20 protein-coding genes and 1 pseudogene are annotated in these 24,190 nt (G+C 58.8%); 17 read left to right on the forward strand and 4 right to left on the reverse strand.

The window, feature by feature from the left end; translation table 11 throughout:
• The first annotated feature begins 236 nt into the window (after positions 1-236).
• The 7 genes from nifB to NKJ37_RS18225 all read left to right on the forward strand — a co-directional run bounded on the left by nifB (position 237) and on the right by NKJ37_RS18225 (position 7,332).
• Positions 237-1,712, forward strand: a complete 1,476-nt coding sequence (nifB, locus tag NKJ37_RS18195; RefSeq protein ID WP_352774562.1) for a nitrogenase cofactor biosynthesis protein NifB — start codon at positions 237-239, stop codon at positions 1,710-1,712.
• Positions 1,713-1,743: 31 nt separating this feature from the next.
• Entirely contained in the window at positions 1,744-1,938 is a 195-nt protein-coding gene (locus NKJ37_RS18200) for a 4Fe-4S dicluster domain-containing protein (protein ID WP_023672218.1), read from the forward strand.
• Between the two features lie 96 nt (positions 1,939-2,034).
• The gene (locus tag NKJ37_RS18205) at positions 2,035-2,352 is read left to right on the forward strand and encodes a nitrogen fixation protein NifZ (RefSeq protein ID WP_023736294.1); all 318 of its coding nucleotides are present in this window, start codon (positions 2,035-2,037) and stop codon (positions 2,350-2,352) included.
• Positions 2,349-2,561: a putative nitrogen fixation protein NifT gene (nifT, locus tag NKJ37_RS18210; protein ID WP_023813715.1), complete on the forward strand. Its 213-nt coding sequence runs from the start codon at positions 2,349-2,351 to the stop codon at positions 2,559-2,561. The genes NKJ37_RS18205 and nifT overlap by 4 nt, the downstream gene beginning before the upstream one ends.
• Before the next feature lie 33 nt (positions 2,562-2,594).
• Positions 2,595-3,500 carry an SIR2 family NAD-dependent protein deacylase gene (locus NKJ37_RS18215; protein WP_031213722.1) on the forward strand — a complete coding sequence of 302 codons (906 nt, stop codon included), beginning with the start codon at positions 2,595-2,597 and terminating at the stop codon, positions 3,498-3,500.
• Between the two features lie 72 nt (positions 3,501-3,572).
• On the forward strand, positions 3,573-5,417 hold the full coding sequence (locus tag NKJ37_RS18220; RefSeq protein WP_352581812.1) for an ABC transporter ATP-binding protein: 1,845 nt from the start codon (positions 3,573-3,575) through the stop codon (positions 5,415-5,417).
• Between the two features lie 22 nt (positions 5,418-5,439).
• Complete coding sequence (locus NKJ37_RS18225) at positions 5,440-7,332, forward strand: ABC transporter ATP-binding protein (RefSeq protein WP_352657244.1); 1,893 nt, start codon at positions 5,440-5,442, stop codon at positions 7,330-7,332.
• Positions 7,333-7,929: 597 nt separating this feature from the next.
• Here NKJ37_RS18225 and NKJ37_RS18230 read toward each other — a convergent pair.
• The 3 genes from NKJ37_RS18230 to nifA form a co-directional block, all read right to left on the reverse strand.
• Positions 7,930-8,970 carry an LLM class flavin-dependent oxidoreductase gene (locus tag NKJ37_RS18230; RefSeq protein ID WP_352774564.1) on the reverse strand — a complete coding sequence of 347 codons (1,041 nt, stop codon included), beginning with the start codon at positions 8,968-8,970 and terminating at the stop codon, positions 7,930-7,932.
• Positions 8,971-9,058: 88 nt separating this feature from the next.
• Positions 9,059-10,198, reverse strand: coding sequence for a histidinol-phosphate transaminase (hisC, locus tag NKJ37_RS18235; RefSeq protein ID WP_352774565.1), 1,140 nt, complete (start codon positions 10,196-10,198; stop codon positions 9,059-9,061).
• 212 nt (positions 10,199-10,410) lie between these two features.
• Positions 10,411-12,177, reverse strand: a complete 1,767-nt coding sequence (nifA, locus tag NKJ37_RS18240; protein WP_352774567.1) for a nif-specific transcriptional activator NifA — start codon at positions 12,175-12,177, stop codon at positions 10,411-10,413.
• A gap of 1,279 nt (positions 12,178-13,456) precedes the next feature.
• On the opposite strand from nifA, the gene NKJ37_RS18245 reads away from it, so the two are divergent.
• Positions 13,457-14,785 carry a dicarboxylate/amino acid:cation symporter gene (locus tag NKJ37_RS18245; protein WP_032923201.1) on the forward strand — a complete coding sequence of 443 codons (1,329 nt, stop codon included), beginning with the start codon at positions 13,457-13,459 and terminating at the stop codon, positions 14,783-14,785.
• A gap of 288 nt (positions 14,786-15,073) precedes the next feature.
• Positions 15,074-16,105 (forward strand): LacI family DNA-binding transcriptional regulator, encoded by a 1,032-nt coding sequence (locus NKJ37_RS18250; protein ID WP_023736284.1) that lies wholly within the window; start codon positions 15,074-15,076, stop codon positions 16,103-16,105.
• A gap of 472 nt (positions 16,106-16,577) precedes the next feature.
• Here the strand turns inward: NKJ37_RS18250 and NKJ37_RS18255 are convergent, their stop codons facing one another.
• Complete coding sequence (locus NKJ37_RS18255; protein ID WP_352720455.1) at positions 16,578-17,600, reverse strand: LysR family transcriptional regulator; 1,023 nt, start codon at positions 17,598-17,600, stop codon at positions 16,578-16,580.
• Between the two features lie 238 nt (positions 17,601-17,838).
• Between NKJ37_RS18255 and NKJ37_RS18260 the strand changes: the two genes are divergently transcribed.
• The 8 genes and pseudogenes from NKJ37_RS18260 to NKJ37_RS18295 all read left to right on the forward strand — a co-directional run bounded on the left by NKJ37_RS18260 (position 17,839) and on the right by NKJ37_RS18295 (position 24,150).
• A complete protein-coding gene (locus NKJ37_RS18260; RefSeq protein WP_023736281.1) occupies positions 17,839-18,432 on the forward strand; it encodes a NodA family N-acyltransferase in 594 nt (197 codons plus the stop codon).
• Positions 18,429-19,088 carry a chitooligosaccharide deacetylase NodB gene (gene nodB, locus NKJ37_RS18265; RefSeq protein WP_023766912.1) on the forward strand — a complete coding sequence of 220 codons (660 nt, stop codon included), beginning with the start codon at positions 18,429-18,431 and terminating at the stop codon, positions 19,086-19,088. The genes NKJ37_RS18260 and nodB overlap by 4 nt, the downstream gene beginning before the upstream one ends.
• A gap of 14 nt (positions 19,089-19,102) precedes the next feature.
• Positions 19,103-20,461 carry a chitooligosaccharide synthase NodC gene (gene nodC, locus NKJ37_RS18270; RefSeq protein WP_023784692.1) on the forward strand — a complete coding sequence of 453 codons (1,359 nt, stop codon included), beginning with the start codon at positions 19,103-19,105 and terminating at the stop codon, positions 20,459-20,461.
• A gap of 35 nt (positions 20,462-20,496) precedes the next feature.
• Entirely contained in the window at positions 20,497-21,105 is a 609-nt protein-coding gene (gene nodS / locus NKJ37_RS18275) for a nodulation methyltransferase NodS (protein ID WP_023770905.1), read from the forward strand.
• Positions 21,106-21,140: 35 nt separating this feature from the next.
• A pseudogene (locus NKJ37_RS18280) lies at positions 21,141-21,386 on the forward strand (carbamoyltransferase N-terminal domain-containing protein); the annotation flags it as partial.
• Positions 21,387-21,429: 43 nt separating this feature from the next.
• Positions 21,430-22,341 carry a nodulation factor ABC transporter ATP-binding protein NodI gene (gene nodI / locus NKJ37_RS18285; RefSeq protein WP_023736276.1) on the forward strand — a complete coding sequence of 304 codons (912 nt, stop codon included), beginning with the start codon at positions 21,430-21,432 and terminating at the stop codon, positions 22,339-22,341.
• 3 nt (positions 22,342-22,344) lie between these two features.
• A complete protein-coding gene (locus NKJ37_RS18290) occupies positions 22,345-23,133 on the forward strand; it encodes an ABC transporter permease (protein ID WP_352632220.1) in 789 nt (262 codons plus the stop codon).
• A 66-nt stretch (positions 23,134-23,199) separates the two neighbouring features.
• Positions 23,200-24,150 carry a LysR family transcriptional regulator gene (locus NKJ37_RS18295; protein WP_352632218.1) on the forward strand — a complete coding sequence of 317 codons (951 nt, stop codon included), beginning with the start codon at positions 23,200-23,202 and terminating at the stop codon, positions 24,148-24,150.
• The last annotated feature ends 40 nt before the right edge of the window (positions 24,151-24,190 follow it).

Below are 24,190 nucleotides of genomic sequence, written 5' to 3' on the forward strand. Positions count from 1 at the left end.
TCGTGATGACGTCAACCGTAAGCAACCCGGAGTGGTCTCGTTCACACTTTGCGCGCCCAAGGCTGGTAGCCTCGCGACCCTATTTGCGTGTCCACTGTCGTAAGCCCGACAAAGGTGTGTCGGAGCAATCCGAAGGAATCTGACACGACAAGCCTATTCGTGAACCGAAACAGCTCTTTGAGCTGGCATAGCTCTTGCGCTTTGAACTGCGACATCACGCAGCAACGGAGCCGTTCATGTCTGCACCGGCAATTTCGCTTGAGAGCCTCAGCACGACATTCGGTGACCAGTTGCTTGGCACCATGAAACCCGGTGGCTGCGCGTCATCCTGCGGCTCGTCGACAAAGCCCGACGACACGGATCCGGCTGTCTGGGAGAAGATCAAGGATCACCCCTGCTTTTCAGAAGAGGCGCATCACTATTTCGCGCGCATGCACGTCGCGGTCGCGCCGGGCTGCAACATCCAGTGCAACTACTGCAATCGCAAATATGACTGCGCCAACGAAAGCCGGCCTGGGGTGGCCTCTGAAAAGCTGACGCCTGACCAGGCGCTACGCAAGGTGATCGCGGTCGCCAGCGAGGTGCCGCAGCTTTCCGTGCTCGGCATCGCCGGACCGGGCGATGCCTGTTACGACTGGAAGAAGACGAAGGCGACCTTCGCCAGGGTCGCCAGGGAAATCCCAGACATCAAGTTTTGCATCTCCACGAATGGGCTCGCGCTACCGGACCATGTCGATGAGCTTGCCGACATGAATGTCGATCACGTGACGATCACCATCAACATGGTCGACCCTGAGGTCGGTACAAAGATCTATCCTTGGATCTTTTACGACCATCGCCGCTACGTCGGCCTCGAAGCCGCCCGGATGCTGCACGAGCGGCAGATGTTGGGCCTGGAGATGCTGACCGCGCGCGGCATCCTCACCAAAATCAATTCGGTGATGATTCCTGGCGTGAACGATGAGCATCTGATCGAGGTGAATAGATGGGTCAAGGAGCGAGGCGCGTTCCTGCACAACCTCATGCCGCTGATTTCGGACCCGGCGCACGGCACGCACTACGGACTGAGTGGGCAGCGCGGCCCAAACGCAATGGAGCTGAAGGCTCTTCAGGATCGTCTCGAAGGCGGCGCCCAGTTGATGCGCCACTGCCGGCAGTGCCGGGCAGATGCCGTCGGCATGCTTGGCGAGGATCGTGGCCAGGAATTCAGGGCCGACCGGATTCCCGGCGAGGTCACCTACGATGCCAGCAAGCGTAACGCCTATCGGGAGCTGGTCGCGCAGGAGCGCCGTGATCACGTGGCGGCCAGAAGTGAAGCGATCGGATTGGTCAAGGCAGCGAGGCCCGGCAAAGCCGTCCTCTTCGCGGTGGCGACCAAGGGCGGCGGCCGCGTCAACGAACATTTCGGCCATGCGAAGGAATTCCAGGTTTACGAAGCCTCGCCGAGAGGGATCAGCTTTGTCGGGCATCGCAAGGTGGAGAAGTATTGCCTCGGCGGCTTGGGCAAGGAAGCCGCCCTCGGTGGCATCGTCGCAGCCCTTCAAGGCATAGATATCGTGCTGTGCGCCAGGATTGGAACTTGCCCGCAGGATCAGCTCGCGGACGCTGGAATCAGAGCCACCGACGCTTGTGCCCATGCCTATATCGAGACGGCAATCAGCGCGATTTACACCGCCGCGTCAGGGGCCCCCGCACTCGCGGCGACGGCCTGAGCTGTCTCATCCATTCGGACCAGGAGTTAAAATGGCTTTCAAGATCATCGCATCCCAATGCACCCAATGCGGCGCCTGCGAATTCGAATGTCCTTCCGGCGCGATCAAGTTCAAAGGCGAGAGCTACGTGATCGAGTCACAGAAGTGCACCGAATGCGAGGGGGTCTTCGATGCGCAGCAATGTGCCTCGGTATGTCCGGTGCCGAAGACCTGCGTTCCTGCGTGACCACATGGGCTGCCGACATGGGCGGGGCTGCCTACGCAGGACGCCTGCAACGCCTTGTTCACAACCTGCAGCCGCAAGAGAAATCAGGGAACGGACATGTCGCTCGGACGCGAAGAGGAGATCGAAATCCGCAGGCCTCCACGATTCATGCCGGGAGAGCGGGTACGTGCCACTCGCCACATAAAGAATGACGGCACCTATCCTGGCAGGGAGATCGGCGAAAATCTCGTGCGCAAGGGCGACGAGGGATATGTGCGCGACATCGGCACCTTTCTCCAGCAGTTCTTCATCTATGCGGTCGAGTGGATCGACCGTGGCACCGTCGTCGGCATGCGAGCGCGTGAACTGATGAGCCTCGAGAAAGCCGAGTCCTGCAGTGCTGAAAGCAATTCCAATGAAGGGACGGCCAGATGAAAGTCATGATCCGCAGGACCGATGCTGGCTTGTCGGCGTATGTCCCCAAAAAAGACCTCGAAGAGCCGATCATCAAGCTTGAGAAGGAAGAGTTGTGGGGCGGAACTATCACGCTCCGGAACGGGTGGCGGCTCGTCTTACCCGATCTCCCACGGGATACGCGTCTGCCGATCACTGTCGAGGCAAGGAAGGTTTCCGAAGAGGACTGATGCTGCCGCTAAGTGCGTCGCGAGGAAACGAGCATGAATACGATCCTGACATCGGGCCACCTTGTCATAGTGCGGGACAGTTTTGCCGATAAGCTGCTTGACCTGGCGAAGGCAGCGCTCGCCGCCGATGAGGTGATCCCCTATCTCGGTCCGGGTCTTCTTGGGTTCAACTGTGCGGAACCGCCTGTGCCGCATACTCCGGAGGTCGTTGCCGCGGCACTCAATGCACGTGCGCCCGCCCCTTCCAGGATCCGCACCAATATGTGGTCGGTTGCGCAGTTCATCGAACAGCGCCGGCATCGCCGGACGCTTCAAGCTTGGATGACCGAGATATTCGCAGCGCCGGTGAGGCCAACCCTCCTCCACGCCTGGCTCGCAAGGCTGCCGCTCTCCCTCATCATCGACAGCTGGTATGACAGCGCGATGCGCACGGCTCTCGTGGAGACCGGCCGAACGGACGTCGTTGAGATACAAGGCGTCACGCGGGCGAACGAAATCGGCAACATTTGGACAAAAACCTACGATTTGTCCGGGAGGGAGCTCGACGCCCGATCGGGGGCAAAGACGGTCCTCTATGCACCTCACGGGAGTAGTAGGCCCTCGCAAAACTTTCTCGTCGCAGATTCCGACTATGTCGAAGTCCTGACCGAAATTGATATCCAGACACCTATCCCTGACGTGGTGAAGGAACGGCGCATCACCCGTGGATTTTTCTTCGTTGGCTGCCGCTTCAACGATCAAATGCTGCGCACCTACGCCAGACAGATCATGAAGCGCTCCCGCGGTCCCTATTGCACCGTAATGGACGCGGAAACCCTGACCAGAAACGAAGCGCGTTTCCTTGCGGCAAGCGGAATCACGGTGATCGACATGCCACTTAGTCAAGCGGCGGCTCGGCTTCTGGGAACGGGCAAGGCTGCAGGTTGTGGACAGGATTAAAATGGCGGTCGCCTTTGATGATGCGTCCTTCGGCTTTCCTCGAAGGCGCAAAATGCAGTCGGGAATACACCCGTGAACAGTGATGCTGTCGGCAGCGCAACGGACGCTCTGAATTCGTTGACCCATGTTGAAGCGGCGCGCTGGGGCCGGGATTTGAGTACGCTGTTGCGCATAACGCGTATGAATTTTCGGCATCCCTGGCAGGTCGCCTTCGCTATGGGCTCGACGATCATGGCGGCAATCCTCCAGTTGCTCATTCCCCAGCTTCTCGGCCGGGCTGTCGACCAGGCCCAGACAGCCATCGGGGGCGGTGTCGCCGGGAGCGCGGCAGGACAAGCGCTCTGGACCCCGGCTCTCCTGCTGCTCGCCGTCAGCGCGCTACGCGGCCTTTTCACGATGGCGCAGAACTATTTTGCCGAAGCCGTCGGGCATCATGTCGCGTACGAACTGCGGCTCGCCTACTACGACAAGATCCAGCGTCTCAGCTTTTCCTTTCACGATCGGGTCCATTCAGGCGATCTGATCACCATCGGAATGCTCGATCTCCAAGGCGTGCGGATGTATTTTTCCACCGCGCTCGTTCGCGTGGTCCTGCTCACCATGCTGATCGGGATCGGCGCTTACATGATGATCTCGATCGATCTCATGCTCGGCCTGGTCGCGCTGAGCTTCGTGCCTTTTGTCGCCTGGCGCTCATCGACCACACAGCTTAGGCTGCGCGCCACCTGGCTCGACCTCTATGAGCGCCTTTCGGTACTAAGCCGCGTGATGAAGGAAAATCTCGCAGGCATCCGCGTGGTCCGCGCTTTTGCGGCTCAATCCTATGAGATGCTGAAGTTCGACCGCGCTTCCAAGACCGCGCTCGGCCTCGCCAACGATCTCGTTGACATCTACGTACCCAGCACGTCGGCGATGACCTTGTCCTTCTTTTTCGCAATGGGATTGGTGCTTTGGATCGGTGGCAACAAGCTCATCGCTGGCGAGATCAGCGTCGGAACGATGGCGACCTTCCTGACCTTCATGACCATCCTGCAAATGCCAGTCCGCCAGATCGGCCTCATGGTCAATGCCTTTGCCCGCGCTTCCAGCTGCGGTTCGCGGCTTTTCGGTCTCCTCGATCAGGAGATCACGATCAGGGATGCTCTCGAGGCCAGACCGCTTGAGATAAGCGACGGCACTCTGCGCTTCCACAATGTCTCATTTGCGTACCCCAATGTCGAAAACCGCGCCATTCTGAAGAACCTCAGCTTTGAGGCCCGGAGAGGCGAGACGATCGCGATCGTCGGTCCGCAGGGTTCCGGCAAATCGACGATGGCTCATCTGATCCCCCGCTTTTACGACGTGACCGGTGGCGCCATCACGTTGGACGGCCAGGACATACGCAATGTCACCCTCGAGAGCCTTCGCAAGGCGGTTGCCGTTGTACAGCAGGATGCGTTCCTGTTCACCACCACGATTGAGAACAACATCGCTTATGGCGACCCCTGGGCGAAGAGACAGCGAATTGAACGCGCTGGCGAATTCGCCCAGCTCCACAACTACATCCTCGGGCTCCCAGCAGGGTATGAGACGGTCGTGGGCGAACGCGGCGTCTCTCTCTCTGGCGGCCAGCGCCAGCGTCTCACGATTGCTCGCACCATGATGCTGCGCCCCTCTGTCGTCGTTTTCGACGACTCGATGGCCGCGATCGATGCCGGCACCGAGCAGCGCATTCGCGCGGCGACGCGGCGCTTCGCCAAGGATCGGGTGACGATCATCATCGCGCACCGGCTGAGTGCGCTTCTGCATGCCGATCAGATCCTTTTTGTCGATAACGGCGAAATCGTAGAACGCGGCACGCATGAAGAGCTTCTGGCGAAGCGGGGACGCTACAGGGCCCTTTACGATCTCCAGACGCGCCCAGGTGATAGCATATGACCCAGTATGGGGGCGCCCGCTGATGGACCAGGGCCCCGGCGAACTCGAAGCCGAACGTGACGACGGCAGACGCCCTCCGCGCGCGGTCGTCGGCTCGCACCGGATCGAGGAGGAGATGTTCGGCCGGGCTTTCGACAAGAGCATCCTCCGCCGGATCTGGGGCTTCGTCCATCCCTATCGGGCAAAGGTATTTGTCACGATTGTCGCGATGTTGATCTTCACCGGGACGCAGCTTCTCATCCCCTTGATCATCCGCTACGCGATCGACCAGGGCATGAACCCGGTAGCGAGCGATCGCTCAGCCCAGCTTGCGGCCGTCGGCGCGTTCCTTTCGGCGATTTTGGTCAATTTCGCCGCCGGTTACATGCAGGAAACCTTGGATGGGAAAATTGCCGAAACTGTCCTGTTCGACATCCGCCGCGCCATGTTTGGCCATCTGCAAAAGGTTTCGCTCTCTTTCATGGACAAGACTGAGGTCGGACGCCTGATGTCGCGCCTGCAAGGCGACGTTAACTCCATACAGGAGTTCCTGGAAACCTCGGTATATTCCCTAGGCGATGTTGCACTTCTCTTCGGCATCGTTTTCGTAATGCTGTGGCTCGACTTTCGCCTCGGCCTCCTGACGCTGTCGGTTCTGCCGATCCTGGTGATCGTCCGCATTGTCTGGCTGCCGCGTGCCCGCGACGCCTTCATGGCTGCACACGAAACCAATTCCGTCGTCAATGGCGCGCTGGCCGAAGCCATTCACGGCGTGCGGACCATACAGTCGATGGATCGCCAGCAGGTGAATTTCATTCTTTTCGACGACCGGGCCCATGCCAACCTCAGGACCCAACTGATCGCTGCCAGATATGCACTGGTCATGGTGCCTATCGTCGATGGCCTCACGGGCCTCGCCTTGGCCGCCGTTATTGTGGTCGGCGGCTCGATGGTCGTGAATAGCCGTATAGATGTGGGCGTGTTGGTAGCCTACCTGTTTTACATCCAGCGCTTCTTTGACCCGATCCGCTCACTCACCCTGCAATATTCGATCATGCAGCGCGCAATGGCCTCAGGCAAGCGCCTGACCGATGTGCTCGATGTCAAGATCGATGTTCAGGACAAACCCAATGCGGAGGTACTTTCGCCCGAAATGGACGGCTCGGTCGAGTTTAGGGACGTCACATTCGGCTACGATCCGAACCGTTCGGTTCTGAAAAATGTCTCCTTCAGGGTCAACCCCGGCGAGACGGTCGCACTGGTCGGACCGAGCGGTTCTGGCAAATCGAGTGCGATGGCCCTGGTCCACCGCTTCTATGATGTTCAGCAGGGTCAGGTGCTGGTCGGCGGGCATGATGTGCGCGACCTCACCCAAGAATCGCTCGGCCGCCAGGTCGCCATGGTGCTGCAGGAGCCATTCCTGTTCACCGGGACGGTCTTCGAGAACATTCGATACCAGAAGACGGAAGCCACGCGCGACAAGGTGATCGAGGCGGCGAAGGCGGTCGGCGCGCATGACTTCGTCATGAGCCTCGCCGACGGGTATGAGACCCAACTTGGCGAACGCGGCGACAACTTATCTCTCGGCCAGCGCCAGCTTATCAGTTTCGCCCGCGCCCTCGTCGCTGACGCCAAGATCCTCGTGCTCGACGAAGCTACCGCCAACATCGACAGCTACACGGAATTGCAGATTCAGAAGGCTCTGATCAAGCTGCTTGAAGGGCGGACTGGCCTCGTCATCGCGCACCGTCTCGCCACGATCCGGGGGGCCGACCGCATCATCGTGCTTCAGAATGGCCAAGTTGTTGCGACTGGCAACCACGATGAGCTAATAGCCATGGGCGGCCTGTATTCCAAACTCTACTATCTCAACTACGCCTCCTTCGACGACATCCCCGAACACGAGACCACCGTGCAAGCGGGCTCCCAGACCTGACTTTTTGGCGGCCTTGTGGTAGTGGCGTTGACTTTCGGGCGTGTCGGCGGACCACTCAGGCACCGCAGACGGCCAGCAGGCAGCATTCAAGGACAACCACTCCTCGCAGTCGTGAAGACCGGCTGCGAACGATTTCCTCCAGCATCGTATCCCGACCGCGGTGCACCCATCATCGGGCGAGCTCGCTCCCGGTGGTGGCTGGGGCGTAGCAAAGCCGCTCGCGAGCGCGCCCTCAACAGCGCCGTAGCGAGTGGCGGCTTTGCTACCGCCGGGCCGCTGATGAAGCTGGAGGCGCCGCACCGACGCCGCCCCGGGCGAGAAGAACCTCTGCGGCGGGCTATGGGCAACGGGTAGCGCGAGCGCGACGAGCAGACGCGTGCCTGCATCGTGACGCGCTCGGCCATCATCTCCTTAGGATCATGCAGGTTCACAAGATGGCCCAGACGCCAGCCAACGCACAAACCTGGTATTCTGTGCCGCCGGCTCGTCGTCAGTTTGGCCTCCCTCCCGATTGCCCGTCCACCACGTGCACGCTAGAGCACGTGGATGTGAGGGAGCGCTGTACAACGATTCAACCTCAGACCGCGAATTTCATGGTCAGCCAAATCGAGCCATGATTTCGGATTGAATGGTCGTCGCAGTGTACAGGGAAGCATCTAGCGGCAGATTTCCAAATGCCAGTTGACAAAGCAGGTAGTTGGCACCTGCCTCTTCCAACTGACCTAACAGAGCTTTTCGCACAGATTCTGCTGATCCTACCACGCACAATTCACTCTCGACTGCCGCATCGAAGGTCAGCGGCAGGTTTGGTGGAGTGGGGATAGCGTTAAGCTCGTAAAGGAATTGGAAGCTCTTGAGCCAGCGTTCGTAAGCAGGTGCCGCGAGCGAATAGGCATGTGTGTCACAACGCCCAACCACGACCATGCGGAGCAATCCGATAAATTGCGCCTGATCCCCCGCGCCAGCGTTGTCCTCTCGATAGGCGCGGAACGCATCAGTCGTTTTGCGAACAGAAGAGGAAGGTCCTACACACGCGATATTTGTTCCATTCGCAGCCGCCCAAGCTGCGGACTCGGGTCGATTGGCAGCGACCCATGTCGGCGGATGTGGACGCTGATGAGGTCTTAGCGTCAAAGGAACGTCATTGAGATCAAAATGGTGGCCTTGATAGCATAGCGTGCCGACCTTCATCGGATTAACAAGTATTTCCATGAGGATTTCGCTGGCTTCGGCATAACGGCCCGGCACCGCGTCCGCACCAATCCCGAAGTAGCCCAATTCGATCGGGAGAGCACCGCGCCCTATGCCCAGTTCGAGCCTGCCACCGCTCAACTGGTCCAGCATACAGATCTCTTCGAACGCACGCAGCGGATGATAAAGCGCAAGCAGCATCACCAAGGGTCCGAGACGCAAGCGCCGGGTGCGCTGGGCGACGCTCGATAAGAACAGATTCGGCGATGGACCTCTCCCATGGGGAGTACAGTGGTGTTCTGCGAGATGATAGGCGTAGAACCCTAGCTGATCGCACGCCTCTGCTAATATCAGGCGATCTTCGTATTGCCGACCGATGTCGCGGCCATCCTCGTCCAGATGATCGAAGATGCCGAACGCTAGGTTTGAAGGAAAGACGTTTGTCACTCGATAAGTCCCCGATTTTAAAAGCAGGCTGTTCTCTTGCTGGGATGACCAAGCAAGTCGGAAGAGATGTGTGTGATCGCCGATTACGTCAGCGTAACGAAGAAGCAGAGCCTGACGCTTCCCTGCCCTTGGAGCTTGGCACCGTTAAGCTTCCAGCAATGTCGCCAGCGGCAGCAAGAAATGCATCCATCTGCTCTTTTGTGCCGATGCTGACGCGGATGCAGTGTTCCAAGCCTTTGTCCGGAAAAAACGCGACAAGTATCTTTTGCCTGGCCAATGCTGTTTGCCACCATGAGCCGTCCTGTCCCGCGGGCACACGGGCCAGCAAGAAATTTGCGCGGGAGGGCGTTACGGAAAATCCGAGTTGCGACAGCGCGACTGTCACTCGCTCTCGTTCATCCTTGATGTGCTTGTGGTTCTCTGCGTAGGCGCCGCGATGCGCAAGCACGCTGATACCAACGGCATGCCCGATGACGTTCATGTTGAAGACGTTCTGGATGTTTCGCAGCCTGCCAATAATTTCAGGGTGACCGAAACCGAAACCGACGCGAATGCCGGCGGCGGCATAGCTTTTCGAGAATGACCTCAAGATCAGAACGTTCGGATACCGGTTGATGAGGCGCAGGCCATGATCGGGTGCAAAGTCGACGTAGGCTTCATCAAGGACAACCAAGCGGTCCGATTGTGCTACGAGGCGTTCGATATCGCTTATCGGGAGGAATGTTCCGGTCGGATTGTTTGGATTGGCCAACATAATGAACTTGGCGTCTTTTGCCGGACCGGAAAGCAATTGCTCCATTGGCAGGGAATGAGCTTGACATCCGATTTCGAGAAACTCGGCGCCCTGAATCATGGCAAGTTTGCGGTTGAACGAAAACCCTGGCGACATCATCGCAACCTTGTCGCCAGGCGCGAGGAAAGCTCTGTAGATGAGTCCGAGCAGTTCAGACGACCCGTTGCCTGCGATGACCTGATCCTTGGAAACGCCATAGGTGCTGGACGCCGCTTCCCTCAAGCTGATGTTATCGTCATCCGGATATAGATACTGGCACTTGAGGGCCGCTACAGCACTTTGCATTATGATTGGCGGCAACGGAAACGGGTTCTCATTCGTATTCAGCTTGACAAAATTTCCGTCCGGCGCTGGTCCGTTGGACGGCAGAGCATCTAACTGTCGCGTCACTGGCGGAAGAGCCGAAAGCACAGTTTGCAGTTTTGCATCGGACATATTTTAACTCCGTTTCATTCACCAGGGGCATCCGTATGAGCTCGCAACGAGAGCAACATGGCGGACAGGATTGACGATGGAAGCGTTGCCTCTCGCACGATGGTCGCAACGCAGACACGGGAATTCGGCCAGGCTGTCCTCGATGAATCCGAGTGGAAGCGGACCTGCATCGCTGCCGCAAGGCGCTAGCAGCTCAGCTCATCTCCTCGGTTTCAGATACGCTTGATCTCGACGCCGTATTTCCTCAGCACGTAGCCAATCTGGCGCGGGGTCAGTCCAAGGAGGCGCGCTGCCTTTGCCTGCACCCAGCCACATCTTTCCATGGCAGCAATGACGCGCTCTATGTCGGGGGTCCTCGCGCCAATTGGATATGTTGCGCCGGCACGCGGGACTGTGGTCGCGGCCGAACAGGCTGCCGCATCCGGCGGCGTGGCCGGATTCACTGACTCCGGCAGGATCGGCGCTGGTTGCAGCGCGGCCTTGCCCGATCTGCACTTCCACAGCGCCTCGGCAAAGCATTGGCCTTGGGAGCAGGCAAAGTCGTTTCTCCCGATTGATAGTCCCTCGGCCAGGATCGCTGTCCGGTGCACGCAATTTTCAAGCTCGCGAATGTTGCCGGGAAACTCACATTTCATCAGCACTTCAATCGCACACGGATCGAAGGTAAGCGTACAGCCGTTCTCGTCGTTGAACTTCTTGAGAAACTCAGCTGCGAGCAGCGGAATATCGCTGCGCCTCTGGCGCAATGCTGGTACCAGCAAGGGAACCACGTTGATGCGGTAGTATAGGTCGGCGCGGAACTCATTCCTTGCAACCGCCTCTTCCAGGTTCCTGTTCGTGGCGGCAATCACGCGAACATCGACCTTGATGGTCTGATTGCTGCCGACGCGCTCAAACTCCTGCTCCTGCAGCACGCGCAGTAGCTTTGCCTGGAACGAGGCCGAGATCTCGCCAATCTCATCCAGAAACAACGTCCCCTTGTCAGCGAGCTCAAAGCGCCCCTTGCGGGAATTGAATGCGCTTGTGAAGGCACCCTTCTCATGACCGAACAATTCGGATTCCAGGACTGTCTCTGGGAGCGCTGCACAATTGAGTTTAACGAAGGGCCGCTTGGCGCGCGGCGACAACTCGTGAATTGCCTTGGCAGCCAGCTCCTTCCCGGTACCGGACTCGCCTCGCAACAGAACCGTGGTTTTTGCCTTGGCTACGACAGCGATCTTCTCCAGCAGCGCGCTTATCGCCGGACTGTCACCAATCATCCCCTCGACATGAACTTTTTTGCGCCGGGGTGCAGGGTGCTTAACATCTGAAAATTTCGTTTGCACCCGATCTTCCAACTCCGGCGGTCGCTCGCGGTCCCCCGCGCAGAAGCGGTGCAACTTGACTGTCTGTCCCACCATGTTGGCAATCATGGTGAGCAGTCGGACATCGTAATCGAGCCGATAGCTTGACCTGCTTTCCAAAGCCCTGTCCATAGTCAGCGCGCCTACGGCGTTCCCATCAACACGAATGGGAACGCCGATGAAGGACACGGTGTCGGAGGCCCCAAGCACCTCGATGTCAGCGGCAGTGAAGGCCGGATGCATCGCTATGTCCTCGGCGATGAGCGGCGTGTCCGTCGTCACGATCTGATCGATGGCGTTGCGCGGCACGCGCGACCGGGAGGGCTCATTGCTGTTCGTGTCGCAGTCGCTGGCCACGGTGATGTCCAGTCCGGCCTCGGCATCGCAGAGAGTGATGATGCCGTGCCGCATCTGCACTAATGAGTGCAGGAGATCAACGACCTTGGCCAACGTGAGTTCGAGCCGGGCGGGACCGGTGAGTATTTTCGATATTTCGAAGATTCCGGTGAGGGCGCGCTCGTGCAATACCCCATTCGCAGGATTCGTCTCGGACGTTGGACAACCTCTTATCGCATCCGGCAGCGATATGCCGCACTCGCTGGCATTTTGTTCTGATTTGCAAATGTTGTGGTGCATGTGATCCTCGATCTCGCGCCATCAAACGTAGGCCGACGGCATGTGCGCGCGCGACGTCGCGAGCAAGCGCGAAAATACTCCGACGTGAACTCGTGCCGCCGCCGTTTGGTCGAGTGCAGAGCGGATCGAACCCTGATGCATCGCTTGGCTCTCCCCTCCACGAAGCTTGGCCATGGTCTCGGCTTGCACCAAGGCAACCACACGTTGTTTTCAACAGACTGGAGCGAGGCGGGATAGTCAATCGAGCTTTCTTTCATTCGTGAAAGGAAACCTCGCGGCATATGATAGAATTCATCAATTCTGTTTTTGCCGTTGAACGACGGAAATACTTGCGCCGGCGATGCGGTGCCCGAGCGGCTGACCTCGCCGAGTGTAAAAGCCGGGCCGTGCCATTCACCAGCGCCCGCGAAGGAGGGGCGGAAGTGATAATAACCGCCAACGGCACTGGTCGTTTGCGGCAACCGCCATTTTGCTCGAGTTGATCATGCGGCGGCGGTGTCGCGTGTGAAGGCGCGAAGCTGGCGTCGAGTACGGCTTGGTAGGCGGTGCTCGCAATTTCCAGATCGCATCGTCGTGGTCAGCGCCAACGGCGTCAATCTCTACGTCTCGACGTGGCTTTCATGCAGCGGGAGCGCTGCAAAGAGCACAGCCATTCTCGGCTCTGGTGCCACCGATGAACCGCGAGCCAGAGGGATCGACCGGCAGCACTCTGTCAGTGAACATCAACGGGTCGTGCTGGACCCTCGTCGTTCCCGCCTTGTGCCAGCGCATTCATTCCATCATGGGTGCCACGGCTAGTCAGGGAAAGCGAAGCTCTCGGCCTCCTCTAGACCAACGGATTTCGTCATGTGGCGCAGGCGTTCCGGCGAGAGGAACTCGCCTCTCACAGCGCTTCCGAACAGGGGTAAGTTAGCCTGTCATCTGGACGGGCTTATGAACAGGCGACCTATCTGGTACGCGCTGGCGCCAGCGATGCGGCCCGGTCCAAAGCCGGCTAAAACGAGGAACCCACCACGCTCTGTGCAGCAAACCGCTAGCCAGAGGGATCGACCGGCAGCACTCTGCCAGAGACATCAAGGGCGTGCCGGACCGCGGCCTATCCCGCTGGTCTGACACCGCATCCCTCCATCATTGGCGAGCCCACGTCAGTTCAGGTCATGCGGATTCATCTGGCATGGGTATTGCGGCGGCGTTGGTGCAGCGTTCGACCGGAGCGCCGCGATAGGGAGAAGCCCGGGAGAAGTCACGCCACCTCGATCCGGTCAGGGAGAGAGAACCAGTGTCAGCTGCACAAGTCCGCGGCGCGAGTCCCGCGCCCCGCAAACCCTTCTACACCAAGCTCTACGCCCAGGTGCTTGCCGCCATCGCGCTCGGCGTCGCAATTGGCTATTTTTATCCGGAGACCGGCGAGAGCCTGAAGCCGCTGGGTGATGCCTTCATCAAGCTGGTCAAGATGATCATCGCGCCTGTCATCTTCCTGACAATTGCCACCGGCATTGCCGGCATGAACGATCTTCATAAGGTCGGCCGGGTCGCCGGTAAAGCAATGGTCTATTTCCTCACCTTCTCGACACTCGCGCTGATCGTCGGCCTCATCGTCGCCAATGTCGTCCAGCCTGGCGCCGGCCTCAACATTGATCCGGCCTCGCTCGATGTCCAGGCCGTGAATACCTATGCCGCAAAAGCCAGCGAGCAGTCGGTCACCGGCTTCCTGATGAACATCATCCCGCCAACGATCGTCGGTGCCTTCGCGGAAGGCGACATCCTGCAGGTGCTGTTCTTCTCGGTTCTGTTCGGCATGGCGCTTGCGATGGCCGGCGAGCCGGGCAAGCCTGTCGTTTGCTTCCTTCAGGCGCTCATCGCGCCTGTCTTCAAGCTCGTTGGAATTCTGATGAAGGCCGCGCCGATCGGCGCTTTTGGCGCAATGGCCTTCACCATCGGCAGATATGGCATCGGTTCGGTGGTCAACCTCGCGATGCTGGTCGCGACGTTCTATTTCACCGCCTTCCTCTTCGTGTTCGGGGTTCTCGGCGCGGTCTGTCGCTACAACGGCTTCTCGATCTGTTCTCTCATTCGCTACATCAAGGAAGAGCTGCTGCTTGTCCTCGCAACGTCCTCCTCGGAGGCGGCGCTCCCTTCGCTGATGCAGAAAATGGAGAAGGCGGGCGCCAGGCGTTCGGTTGTGGGTCTCGTCATCCCGGCCGGATACTCATTCAATCTGGACGGCACGAATATCTACATGACGCTGGCGGCCCTCTTCATCGCGCAGGCGACGAACACGGATCTGTCCATCGGCGATCAGGTGCTGCTGCTGCTCGTAGCAATGCTTTCCTCCAAGGGCGCTGCAGGTGTCACAGGCGCGGGCTTCATCACCCTGGCGGCTACGCTCGCCGTAGTTCCGAGTGTTCCCGTTGCTGGGATGGCACTGATACTCGGCATCGACCGCTTCATGTCCGAATGCCGGGCGCTGACGAATTGCGTCGGCAACGCAGTGGCATCCCTCGTCGTCGCCCGCTGGGAAGGAGAATTGGACCGAGCACAGATGAAAGCCGCCTTCTGCGGTCATCAGCTTGCCGAGGCATCAAACCGGCTACCCTCCTCCAAGTAAGGTGGGCGGCCCACGACCTGTTAAGTCGCCTAGCTGGTCACATGAACTGAACGACCGACCCGCAGCTCACGGACCATGTAGCCGAAGCGCTAAATGTGTGAGTGCAAACCGTCACCGCCCTTTAAGCGAATGAGCCTTTCAGTATACCCGGCCGGTTTACGTCTGGAATGATGTTCGTCCAACACGCTGTTGGCCATTCGTATGGGACGTTTTCACTTTGCCACCCGAAACCGAAACCCGTTAGGCGACAGAGAGCCGGCCGGCGTCAAAAAGATCAGAATAGGACATATGACCAAGCGCCCCACAATTGCCGATCTCGCCCGCGAAGCCCGAGTCAGCGTAGCAACGATCGATCGGGTTCTGAACGCCCGCCATCCGGTGCGCGAGGAGACCGCGCGGCGGGTCCACGACGCCGCCCACGCGATCGGCTATCATGCTGCCGGGCTAATCAAGCAGCGCTTGCGGCGAGACCTACCGCACTACCGTCTGGGCTTCATCTTGAGAAAACCGGCCCAGCATTTCTACCAAGATTTTGCGCGCGAGGTCGAAGCATCGGTCAATTTGGCCCAGTCCTTCCACGGCATTCCGCTCGTCGAATTCGCCCCGTCACATATGCCGAGCGACCTGATCGCGCGGCTCAAGGATTTGGGCGCACGCTGCCATGCGATCGCGATGGTGGCACCGGACCACCCGAAAATTACAGCAGCGGTTGAGGACCTCAAGGCCAAAGGCATTCCGGTTTTCTCGCTGCTTTCCGACTTCGCCGCCGGCGTACGACAGGGGTATATCGGCCTTAACAACCGCAAGGTGGGGCGCACGGCCGCTTGGATGGTGTCGAAGGTCGCAAAACGGCCCGGCAAAGTGGCGGTTTTTGTCGGCAGCCATCGTTTCCAGGGGCACGAGCTCCGTGACGTCGGCTTTCGCTCCTATTGCCGTGAGAACGCGCCCACGTTCGAGGTGCTGGATCCTGTCATGAACCTCGAGAAACGGCAGATCACCTACGAGGCAACGCTTGATCTCATGCAGCGAGAGCCCGAGCTCGTCGGCTTCTATGTCGCCGGCGGCGGCATGGAGGGCGCCATCTCCGCGCTCCGAGAAGAGGGCAAAAGTCGCGATCTCGTCGCGATCGTGAATGAAATCACACCGGAGTCTCGGGCGGCGCTCGCAGATAATATCGTCACGATGGCGGTCGCCACGCCAATGCGCCGACTTTGCCGGGAGCTGATAACGCTGATGACGCGGGCTATCGAGACCGGCACCGCTGAAACGCCCGGACAGACATTTCTCCCGTTCGACATCCATCTGCCGGAAAATATATGAAACTCATGGACTCTGTCGTAAGTCGGGGAGTTGAATGATGATCCCATCCCGCGGGGTGGCCGCACCCACGGGCCTCAGCCGGGCAGGATGAAGCGCCGATTAGATGAACGGATCGGCCACGCGTTCAGGCAGAAGCGCGGGGTCAATTGCCTGGGTCCGCAGCGTCAAGCTCCACCGGCTTCATTGCCAAGTGCCCGACTTTCTCGGTGCAGGGCACTGTCGTCAACGCCAGTAGCCGAGCGAGGCTGGCACAGATTGGATCGGCGCCATCTCCTCGCCTGGCCGCGCGTGAAAAGCCGCGGCAAGGCCTGCGACGTTGGCATTTAAGTGGGGCTGAGCATCTTCTGGGACTCCGCAAGCAAAATCGGAGGCGGCAGTCATTCAGTAGCAACCCCGGGCGTGTGTTCTGCTCGTTCCTGGCCCTCGTACTTGACAAGCAACTGCGCCGCTCTGCTGGTCAAAGGCCCGGTGTTTAAGTGGGGCTTAACATCTTCCGGGACTTCGCACGCGAAATCGCGGTGGCAGTCGGTACCAACAACCGCAAGGTCGGATCGGCGTGCCCGACACGCTCAATGATTTCAGGCAAAGGCGCCAGGCAAGATGCCTCCTGCAACAACATTTCCCGCATCCACATGCTTGCCGGATCAGTATTGTGAAGCTCAGGCCATTGGACGGCCTCCATGAATGCGGCAGGAAGTGGCGGCGGAAGTTGGACAATCCGGAGGGGTGTTGTTTTTGCGAAATGCTGCGCCAGCCGCAACGGCATGGTCCCGATGCGGTTGGTGCCTGACAGGAAGGGCGCGATCAGGCTAAAGCCCTGTACGACGACCTCGACACGTCTCTCGAAACCGTGCTCGAGCAAATACCATTCCTCCATGGTGGGCTGCCGGGTGTGCCTGAATTTGAGCACGACATGCCCCATGGACATGTATCGCTCGAATGTAAGTGGCTCTGACAGCTGCTTGTTCGTGCCGCAGCCTACGCATACGAGCATATCTTCGAACAGGGCTGCGCGAGGATGTTTCGACATGAACACTTCCGGCATAATCAGAAAATCAAGGTCGCCGCGCCGGAGAAGCTCCTCGGGGTCGTCGCAAATAGGCAGACATTCAAAGCGAACGGCGGGAGCTTCCCGCGCAGCACGCTCTACGATCTTCTTAAAAAATACGAGCGTGATGTAATCGGAAAGCATCATTCGGAAGAGACGATCCGATTGGGCCGGGTTGAAAGCGTCGGAGGAAATAATCGACAGCTGGATGTGCAGCAATGCCTCCCGGACTGCTGGGGCGAGCCCGTCGGCGCGCGGTGTCAAAAGGAGCTCGCGGCCGTTCATCGTAAATAGCTCATCGTTGAAATAGGCGCGTAACCGACCGACGGCGGCGCTCATGGCCGGCTGGCTCAGGTTGATACTGCGAGCCGCGGCAGTGACTTTACGCTCCCTCATCAGAGCGTCCAGCACAACGAGGAGATTTAGATCGAGTCCCTTGAAACGCATGTCATGTTCTATCCAACGTGTGGATGCGTATCATTCAAACAATCAATTTTACGAATTTACGAGCCATGCATTAGAGGAACGTTAATGAGCGACGTCAAGCTCAAATCGACGACACGGGCCGGAACTTCGAGAGAGCGTCTGGCTCACCTTCGCCAACGACAACGGCTGAATGCAGCCAACAGCGCCGCTTTGGTCGGGTAATGCGGCCGCAAAAAACTAATATGAAGAGAGGTCCTGAATGCGCCACCAGGTGCAGTGGAAGTTGTGCTGGGAAAACGAATTGCAGCTCTCCGATCACGTTGAGCTCGCCGAGTTCTTTCGTGATACGTACGGGCCGACTGGGGCGTCCAACGCAGAACCGTTCGAAGGTAGTCGAAGCTGGGCCGGAGCCAGGCCTGAACTCCGCGTGATCGCCTATGATTCAAGTGGTGTAGCGGCTCACATGGGCATACTGCGCCGTTTCATCAAGGTTGACGCGGTCGACCTGTTGGTGGCTGAGCTGGGCCTGTACGGGGTACGCCCGGACCTTGAGGGTCTCGGAATCGCCCATTCAATCCATGTCATGCTTCCAATACTGCAGGAGCTTGGCGTTCCATTCGCTTTCGGAACGGTCCGGGACGCGCTGCGGAATCATGTTGAGAGGTTCGGGCGGCGATACAGGCCTTTGGCCGTTTTGTCGGGAATCCGCGTGCGCTCGACCCGACCAGAGGCCCGCCTCGACCTGCCGCCCACACGCATCGATGACGCACTCACCATTGTTCTGCCGGTTGGACGGCCGATCAGCGAATGGCCCACGGGCACGATGATAGATCGGAACGGACCAGAGCTATGAGCCGTCCCGATTGCTTGTACGAAGTGCGCCGTGAGTGCTCTGACGGCACCGGCCGTCGCAGCGTTTATCTGACGTTTGACGACGGTCCCAATCGACTTTTCACACCGGAGATTCTCGATGTGCTGGCAGAGCAGCGGGTGCCGGCGACTTTCTTCGTCATCGGCGCCTACGCCTTAGAGCACCCAGATCTAATCCAACGGATGATCGCAGAAGGGCACGAGGTAGGCAACCACACGATGTCTCATCCGGATCTGTACCAATGCGGTTTCGGCGAAGTGCAACGTGAGGTCTTTGAAGCGAACGACGCCATCATGAGAGCGTGCCCGCAGGCCTCGGTGCGCTATGTTCGCGCGCCCTACGGCGCCTGGAGCGAAGAAGTCTTCACAGCGTCACAGATCGCCGGGCTGGCGGCCCTCCATTGGTCCGTCGACCCTCGAGATTGGTCTCGCCCTGGGGTCGACGCGATTATCGATAAAGTGCTCGCCTCTGTCCGGCCGGGCGCAATCGTACTCTTGCACGACGGATGCCCTCCCGGCGAGTTGGGCCGGGGCGCTCACGCCGGTCTGCGCGACCAGACGGTCACGGCGCTGTCCCGGCTGATTCCAGCATTGCGTGAGCGCGGATTTGTAATCCGCTCACTTCCTCAACATCACTGAACAAACGAGATCCCATGACTCTTCTTGGTACAACCAGCACTGTGGCCATATCGCTTTATGCGCTGCTCTCGACTGCTTATAAGAGCATGCAGGGGCTTTATGCTCTGCCGACAAACGACTCATCGGCGTTGGAGGTTCTCGTCGGCTCCGATCAACTGCCCAGCGTGGATGTCATCGTCCCCTGCTTCAACGAGGATCCGCGCACGCTTTCAGAGTGCCTGGCTTCCATTGCCGACCAAGAATACGCCGGAAGACTTCGGGTCTATGTGGTTGATGACGGTTCTGGAAATCGCGAAGCCTTAGGAACTGTCCACGAAGCCTACGCGCGCGACCCTAGGTTCGACATCATTTTGCTTCCCGAGAATGTTGGAAAGCGCAAGGCGCAGATCGCCGCGATACGCCGCTCATCAGGGGATCTGGTGCTTAACGTTGATTCAGACACGTTACTCGCGTCCGACGTCATTGCCAAGCTTGTACCGAAGATGCGAGATTCAGCGGTCGGCGCAGTCATGGGTCAGTTGACGGCCAGTAACCGGACCGAGAGCTGGCTGACCAGGCTGATAGACATGGAGTACTGGCTGGCTTGCAACGAGGAGCGCGCGGCGCAGGCTCGCTTCGGTGCCGTTATGTGCTGTTGCGGCCCATGTGCCATGTACCGCCGGTCTGCGCTCCTTTTGTTACTGGACCAGTATGAGTCGCAGTTTTTTCGGGGCAAGCCAAGCGACTTCGGTGAGGATCGCCATCTTACTATCCTGATGCTGAAAGCAGGCTTTCGAACCGAGTACGTTCCGAGCGCCATCGCGGCCACAGTCGTCCCGAACAGACTAGGACCGTATCTGCGCCAACAACTCCGTTGGGCACGAAGCACATTCCGGGACACGCTGCTTGGGCTGCGCTTGCTGCCCAGCCTGAATAGCTATCTCACGTTGGACGTGGTCGGACAGAATCTCGGCGCGCTACTCCTCGCCGTATCGGTATTAACGGGCCTCGCACATTTCGCACTGACAGGCTCTGTGCCTTGGTGGACAGGACTGATGATTGTGTCCATGACCATGCTCCGATGCAGCGTGGTAGCATTTCGTGCCCGACAGTTTCGATTTCTGGGCTTTTCGCTGCACACGTTCATCAACATCTTTCTCTTGCTTCCGTTGAAAGCCTACGCGCTGTGTACATTGAGCAATAGCGATTGGCTGTCGCGAGGCTCTGCTGTCGCTACATCGAACACTGGGGGAAAACAGGCCCCCACCCAAACTCCGATCACTGGTTCCAGCAGGGCAGAATTCTCGCCGCATGCGGCTCCGCTTCGCAGGCTCAATCTTGCGCGGGATTCTTCGGAATTAGTGCTGTCGGGCAACATTTGCGGCGACGAGTGATCGCTAATTACCTAGTGGACGAGAGGTGCACGAGTTTGACCCAGAACGTGAATCATCAGTTGCTTGATCGGGAATTGGCCGCAGACGATCCGTGGCTTCTCGACGGCAATCCGTTCGAGCGGAAGCGCCACACGCAAATGCTCCAGCTGGCGCTTGCCCAAGGCTCCATTTCAAATGCCCTCGAAGTCGGGTGCGCTGCCGGCGCATTCACGGAAAAACTAGCCCCCTACTGCCAAGGGCTCACCGTCATCGATGTCGTGGCGCAAGCGATTGCTCGAGCACGTCAACGGATAAACGAGCCGTCGCGCATCAACTGGATAGTCTCCGATGTTCAACAGTTTTCGACCGACGAGTTGTTTGACCTGATCGTTGTGGCGGAGGTCCTCTACTATCTCGAAGACATAGCCGAGATGCGCGCGGCCGTCAAAAACCTGGTGCGGGTGCTTGCGCCTGGCGGGCATCTGATCTTCGGATCGGCAAGGGATGCTAATTGCCGTCGCTGGGGCCACGCCGCTGGTGCTGAGCCGGTCATCGCCATGCTGAACGAAACGTTGATCGAGGTAGAGCGTCTTGAGTGTCGGGGCGAGTCGGTCAACGAAGACTGCTTGCTCGTCCGTTTCCGAAACCCGCTTTCCGCTTCCTGATGAATCGAATCTATCGCCGTTAACCTGGAGACACTATGCGCATCTTTGGTATCAAGCTGACCCATGATGGGGCGATCGCCCTGGTCGAGGATGGACGGCTCGTCTTCTGCGTTGACCAGGAAAAGCGGCACAACGATCCGCGTTACCAAGCCATCGATAATCTCTACGCAATTGTCGCCGCTTTACCGGAACAGGGGCTAAATCCTTGTGATGTCGATCAGTTGGTTATCGACGGCTGGGATGGCGAAGATGAGTCACAGTTTCAGGTCCGGCAGGCAACCAAGCAACCGCCAGTCTTGGCGTCCCTCTCGGTAAAATGAACCCATGTCCATGGTAGCGATCGATCTTACTGACGTAAGCAAAACTTATGACAAGCTCGTTGTCGACAGACTGTCGTTCCGCGTTGCGGCGGGGGAATGCTTCGGGCTCTTGGGACCGAACGGCGCGGGCAAAAGCACGATTGCGCGTATGGTCCTCGGCATGACATCGCCCGATGCGGGGAAGATTACTGTGCTCGGCGTTCCAGTGCCGGCGCGCGCGCGTTTGGCACGTATGCGCATCGGCGTGGTCCCGCAGTTCGACAATCTTGATACCGCGTTCACTGTACGCGAGAACCTGTTGGTGTTCGGGCGCTACTTCCGGATGAGCAGACGCCAGATCGATGCGGTCATACCATCGCTGCTTGAGTTCGCCCGCCTCGAGAACAAAGCGGATGCGCGCGTCGCCGAACTGTCGGGCGGCATGAAGCGGCGCCTGACGCTCGCGCGTGCGCTGATCAATGACCCACACTTGCTGGTGATGGACGAGCCGACCACCGGCCTCGATCCGCAGGCCCGCCACCTGATCTGGGAACGGCTGCGATCGCTGCTGGCGCGGGGCAAGACTATTCTTTTGACTACCCATTTCATGGAAGAGGCCGAGCGGCTGTGCGATCGGCTGTGCGTTATGGAGGAGGGGCGCAAGATCGCCGAAGGCCGCCCGTCCGCACTCATTGACGAGCAGATCGGCTGTGACGTGGTCGAGGTCTACGGCGGCAATCCGCATGAACTGGGTGCGCTGATCCGGCCGTACGCACAGCGCATCGAGGTGAGCGGTGAGACGCTTTTTTGCTATGCACCCGATCCGGAGCAGGTGCTGGCGCAGCTACGCGGGCGCGCGGGTCTACGCCTTCTGCAGCGTCCCCCCAATCTCGAGGATGTGTTTTTGCGCCTAACCGGGCGCGAGATGGAGGACTGAACAATGGGCGAACGTTATGCGGCGGGCATGCCCGCCAATGCGTGGAATTGGGTCGCGGTTTGGCGCCGCAACTATCTTGGATGGAAGAAAATCGGGCTTGCATCGGTGCTCGGCAACCTCGCCGATCCGATGATCTATCTGTTCGGTCTCGGCTTTGGAATCGGAACAATGATAGGTCCTGTTGAGGGCACTTCGTACATTGCGTTTCTCGCGGCTGGCATGGTTGCCACAAGCGCGATGGCATCGGCGACCGCTGAAACGGTTTACGGGAGTTTCGGCCGCATGGGCGACCAGCGCACCTGGGAAGGAATGCTATGCACTCAGCTGACGCTCGGCGATATCTTACTCGGCGAATTGGCGTGGGCAGCCACCAAGGCCCTGATGGCGGGCACAGCAATCACTATTGTTGCGACCACGCTAGGCTACGCATCGTGGCCATCCATCCTCTGCTTGCTGCCAGTCATCGCTCTCAGTGGCCTCGCCTTCGCGAGTCTAGCGATGGTCGTCACGGCGCTTGCGCCCAGTTATGAATATTTCATATTTTATAATACGCTTGTTATAACACCCATGCTGTTCCTTTGCGGCGCGATGTTTCCGGTCAACCAATTGCCCGGCGCTTTTCAGGACGTCGCCTCCTTGTTGCCGCTCGCACATGCAATTGACCTCATTCGTCCGGCGATGCTTGGCCGTCCCGCCGGCAGCATGGGCCTGCATATCGGCGCGCTTGGCATATACACGGTTTTGCCGTTCTTCCTATCGGTTGCTCTGTTTCGTCGTCGGCTGATGCGTTGACGCTCTCACCATTCGTGAAATTGATTGTTTGGGCGATACCCATCCACGCATCGGATAGGTCAATGCATGCGTTTTAAGGGACTCGATCTAAATCTCCTCGTTGTGCTGGACGCTTTGATCAGGGAGCGTAAAGTCACCGCCGCAGCCCGCAGTATTAACCTGAGCCAGCCGGCCATGAGCGCCGCCGTCGGTCGGTTACGCGCCTATTTCAGCGATGAGCTATTTACGATGAACGGCCGCGAACTCATTTTGACACCGCGCGCGGAGGGGCTCGCCACAGCAGTCCGGGAGGCATTGCTGCACATCCAGCTGTCGATTATTTCCTGGGACCCCTTTAACCCGGTCGGATCGGATCGTCGCTTCCGCATCATCCTTTCCGATTACCTCACACTCGTATTTTTTAAGAAAATCGTAAAGCGTGCTGCGCGGGAAGCTCCCGCCGTCCGCTTCGAATGTCTGCCTATTTCCGACGACCCCGAGGAGCTTCTCCGGCGCGGCGACGTTGATTTTCTGATTATGCCGGAAGTGTTCATGTCCAAACATCCTCGCGCAGCCCTGTTCGAAGATATGCTCGTATGCGTAGGCTGCGGCACGAACAAGCAGCTGTCAGAGCCACTTACATTCGACCGATACTTGTCGATGGGGCAGGTTGTGCTTAAATTCGGGGACACCCGGCAGCCCTCCATCGAGGAATGGTATTTGCTCGAGAACGGTTTCGAGAGACGTATCGAGGTCGTCGTACACGGCTTTAGCATGATCCCGCCCCTTCTATCAGGCACCAGCCGCATCGGGACCATGCCGTTGCGGCTGGCGCAGCATTTCGCGAAATCAACACCCTTGCGGATTGTCGAACTTCCGCCGCCACTTCCTGCCGCATTCACGGAGGCCGTCCAATGGCCTGCGCTTCACAATAATGATCCGGCAAGCCTATGGATGCGGGAAATGATGTTGCAGGAGGCATCTCGTATGATTGCCCTGCCTAAGAGCACCGGACGTCTCAGTTGTCGGCCGAATTGAGAAACTGACCCCTCGGTTATGAGAGGAGGCATGGATGGCG

This window comes from Mesorhizobium sp. M0140 (assembly GCF_040322475.1).
Classification (GTDB): domain Bacteria; phylum Pseudomonadota; class Alphaproteobacteria; order Rhizobiales; family Rhizobiaceae; genus Mesorhizobium.

Coding starts and splice junctions, on each gene's coding strand:
- nifB (WP_352774562.1), top strand. CDS start 237: ATGTCTGCACCGGCAATTTCGCTTGAGAGCCTCAGCACGACATTCGGT.
- NKJ37_RS18200 (WP_023672218.1), top strand. CDS start 1,744: ATGGCTTTCAAGATCATCGCATCCCAATGCACCCAATGCGGCGCCTGC.
- NKJ37_RS18205 (WP_023736294.1), top strand. CDS start 2,035: ATGTCGCTCGGACGCGAAGAGGAGATCGAAATCCGCAGGCCTCCACGA.
- nifT (WP_023813715.1), top strand. CDS start 2,349: ATGAAAGTCATGATCCGCAGGACCGATGCTGGCTTGTCGGCGTATGTC.
- NKJ37_RS18215 (WP_031213722.1), top strand. CDS start 2,595: ATGAATACGATCCTGACATCGGGCCACCTTGTCATAGTGCGGGACAGT.
- NKJ37_RS18225 (WP_352657244.1), top strand. CDS start 5,440: ATGGACCAGGGCCCCGGCGAACTCGAAGCCGAACGTGACGACGGCAGA.
- hisC (WP_352774565.1), bottom strand. CDS start 10,198: ATGTCCGATGCAAAACTGCAAACTGTGCTTTCGGCTCTTCCGCCAGTG.
- nifA (WP_352774567.1), bottom strand. CDS start 12,177: ATGCACCACAACATTTGCAAATCAGAACAAAATGCCAGCGAGTGCGGC.
- NKJ37_RS18250 (WP_023736284.1), top strand. CDS start 15,074: ATGACCAAGCGCCCCACAATTGCCGATCTCGCCCGCGAAGCCCGAGTC.
- NKJ37_RS18255 (WP_352720455.1), bottom strand. CDS start 17,600: ATGCGTTTCAAGGGACTCGATCTAAATCTCCTCGTTGTGCTGGACGCT.
- NKJ37_RS18260 (WP_023736281.1), top strand. CDS start 17,839: ATGCGCCACCAGGTGCAGTGGAAGTTGTGCTGGGAAAACGAATTGCAG.
- nodB (WP_023766912.1), top strand. CDS start 18,429: ATGAGCCGTCCCGATTGCTTGTACGAAGTGCGCCGTGAGTGCTCTGAC.
- nodC (WP_023784692.1), top strand. CDS start 19,103: ATGACTCTTCTTGGTACAACCAGCACTGTGGCCATATCGCTTTATGCG.
- nodI (WP_023736276.1), top strand. CDS start 21,430: ATGTCCATGGTAGCGATCGATCTTACTGACGTAAGCAAAACTTATGAC.
- NKJ37_RS18290 (WP_352632220.1), top strand. CDS start 22,345: ATGGGCGAACGTTATGCGGCGGGCATGCCCGCCAATGCGTGGAATTGG.
- NKJ37_RS18295 (WP_352632218.1), top strand. CDS start 23,200: ATGCGTTTTAAGGGACTCGATCTAAATCTCCTCGTTGTGCTGGACGCT.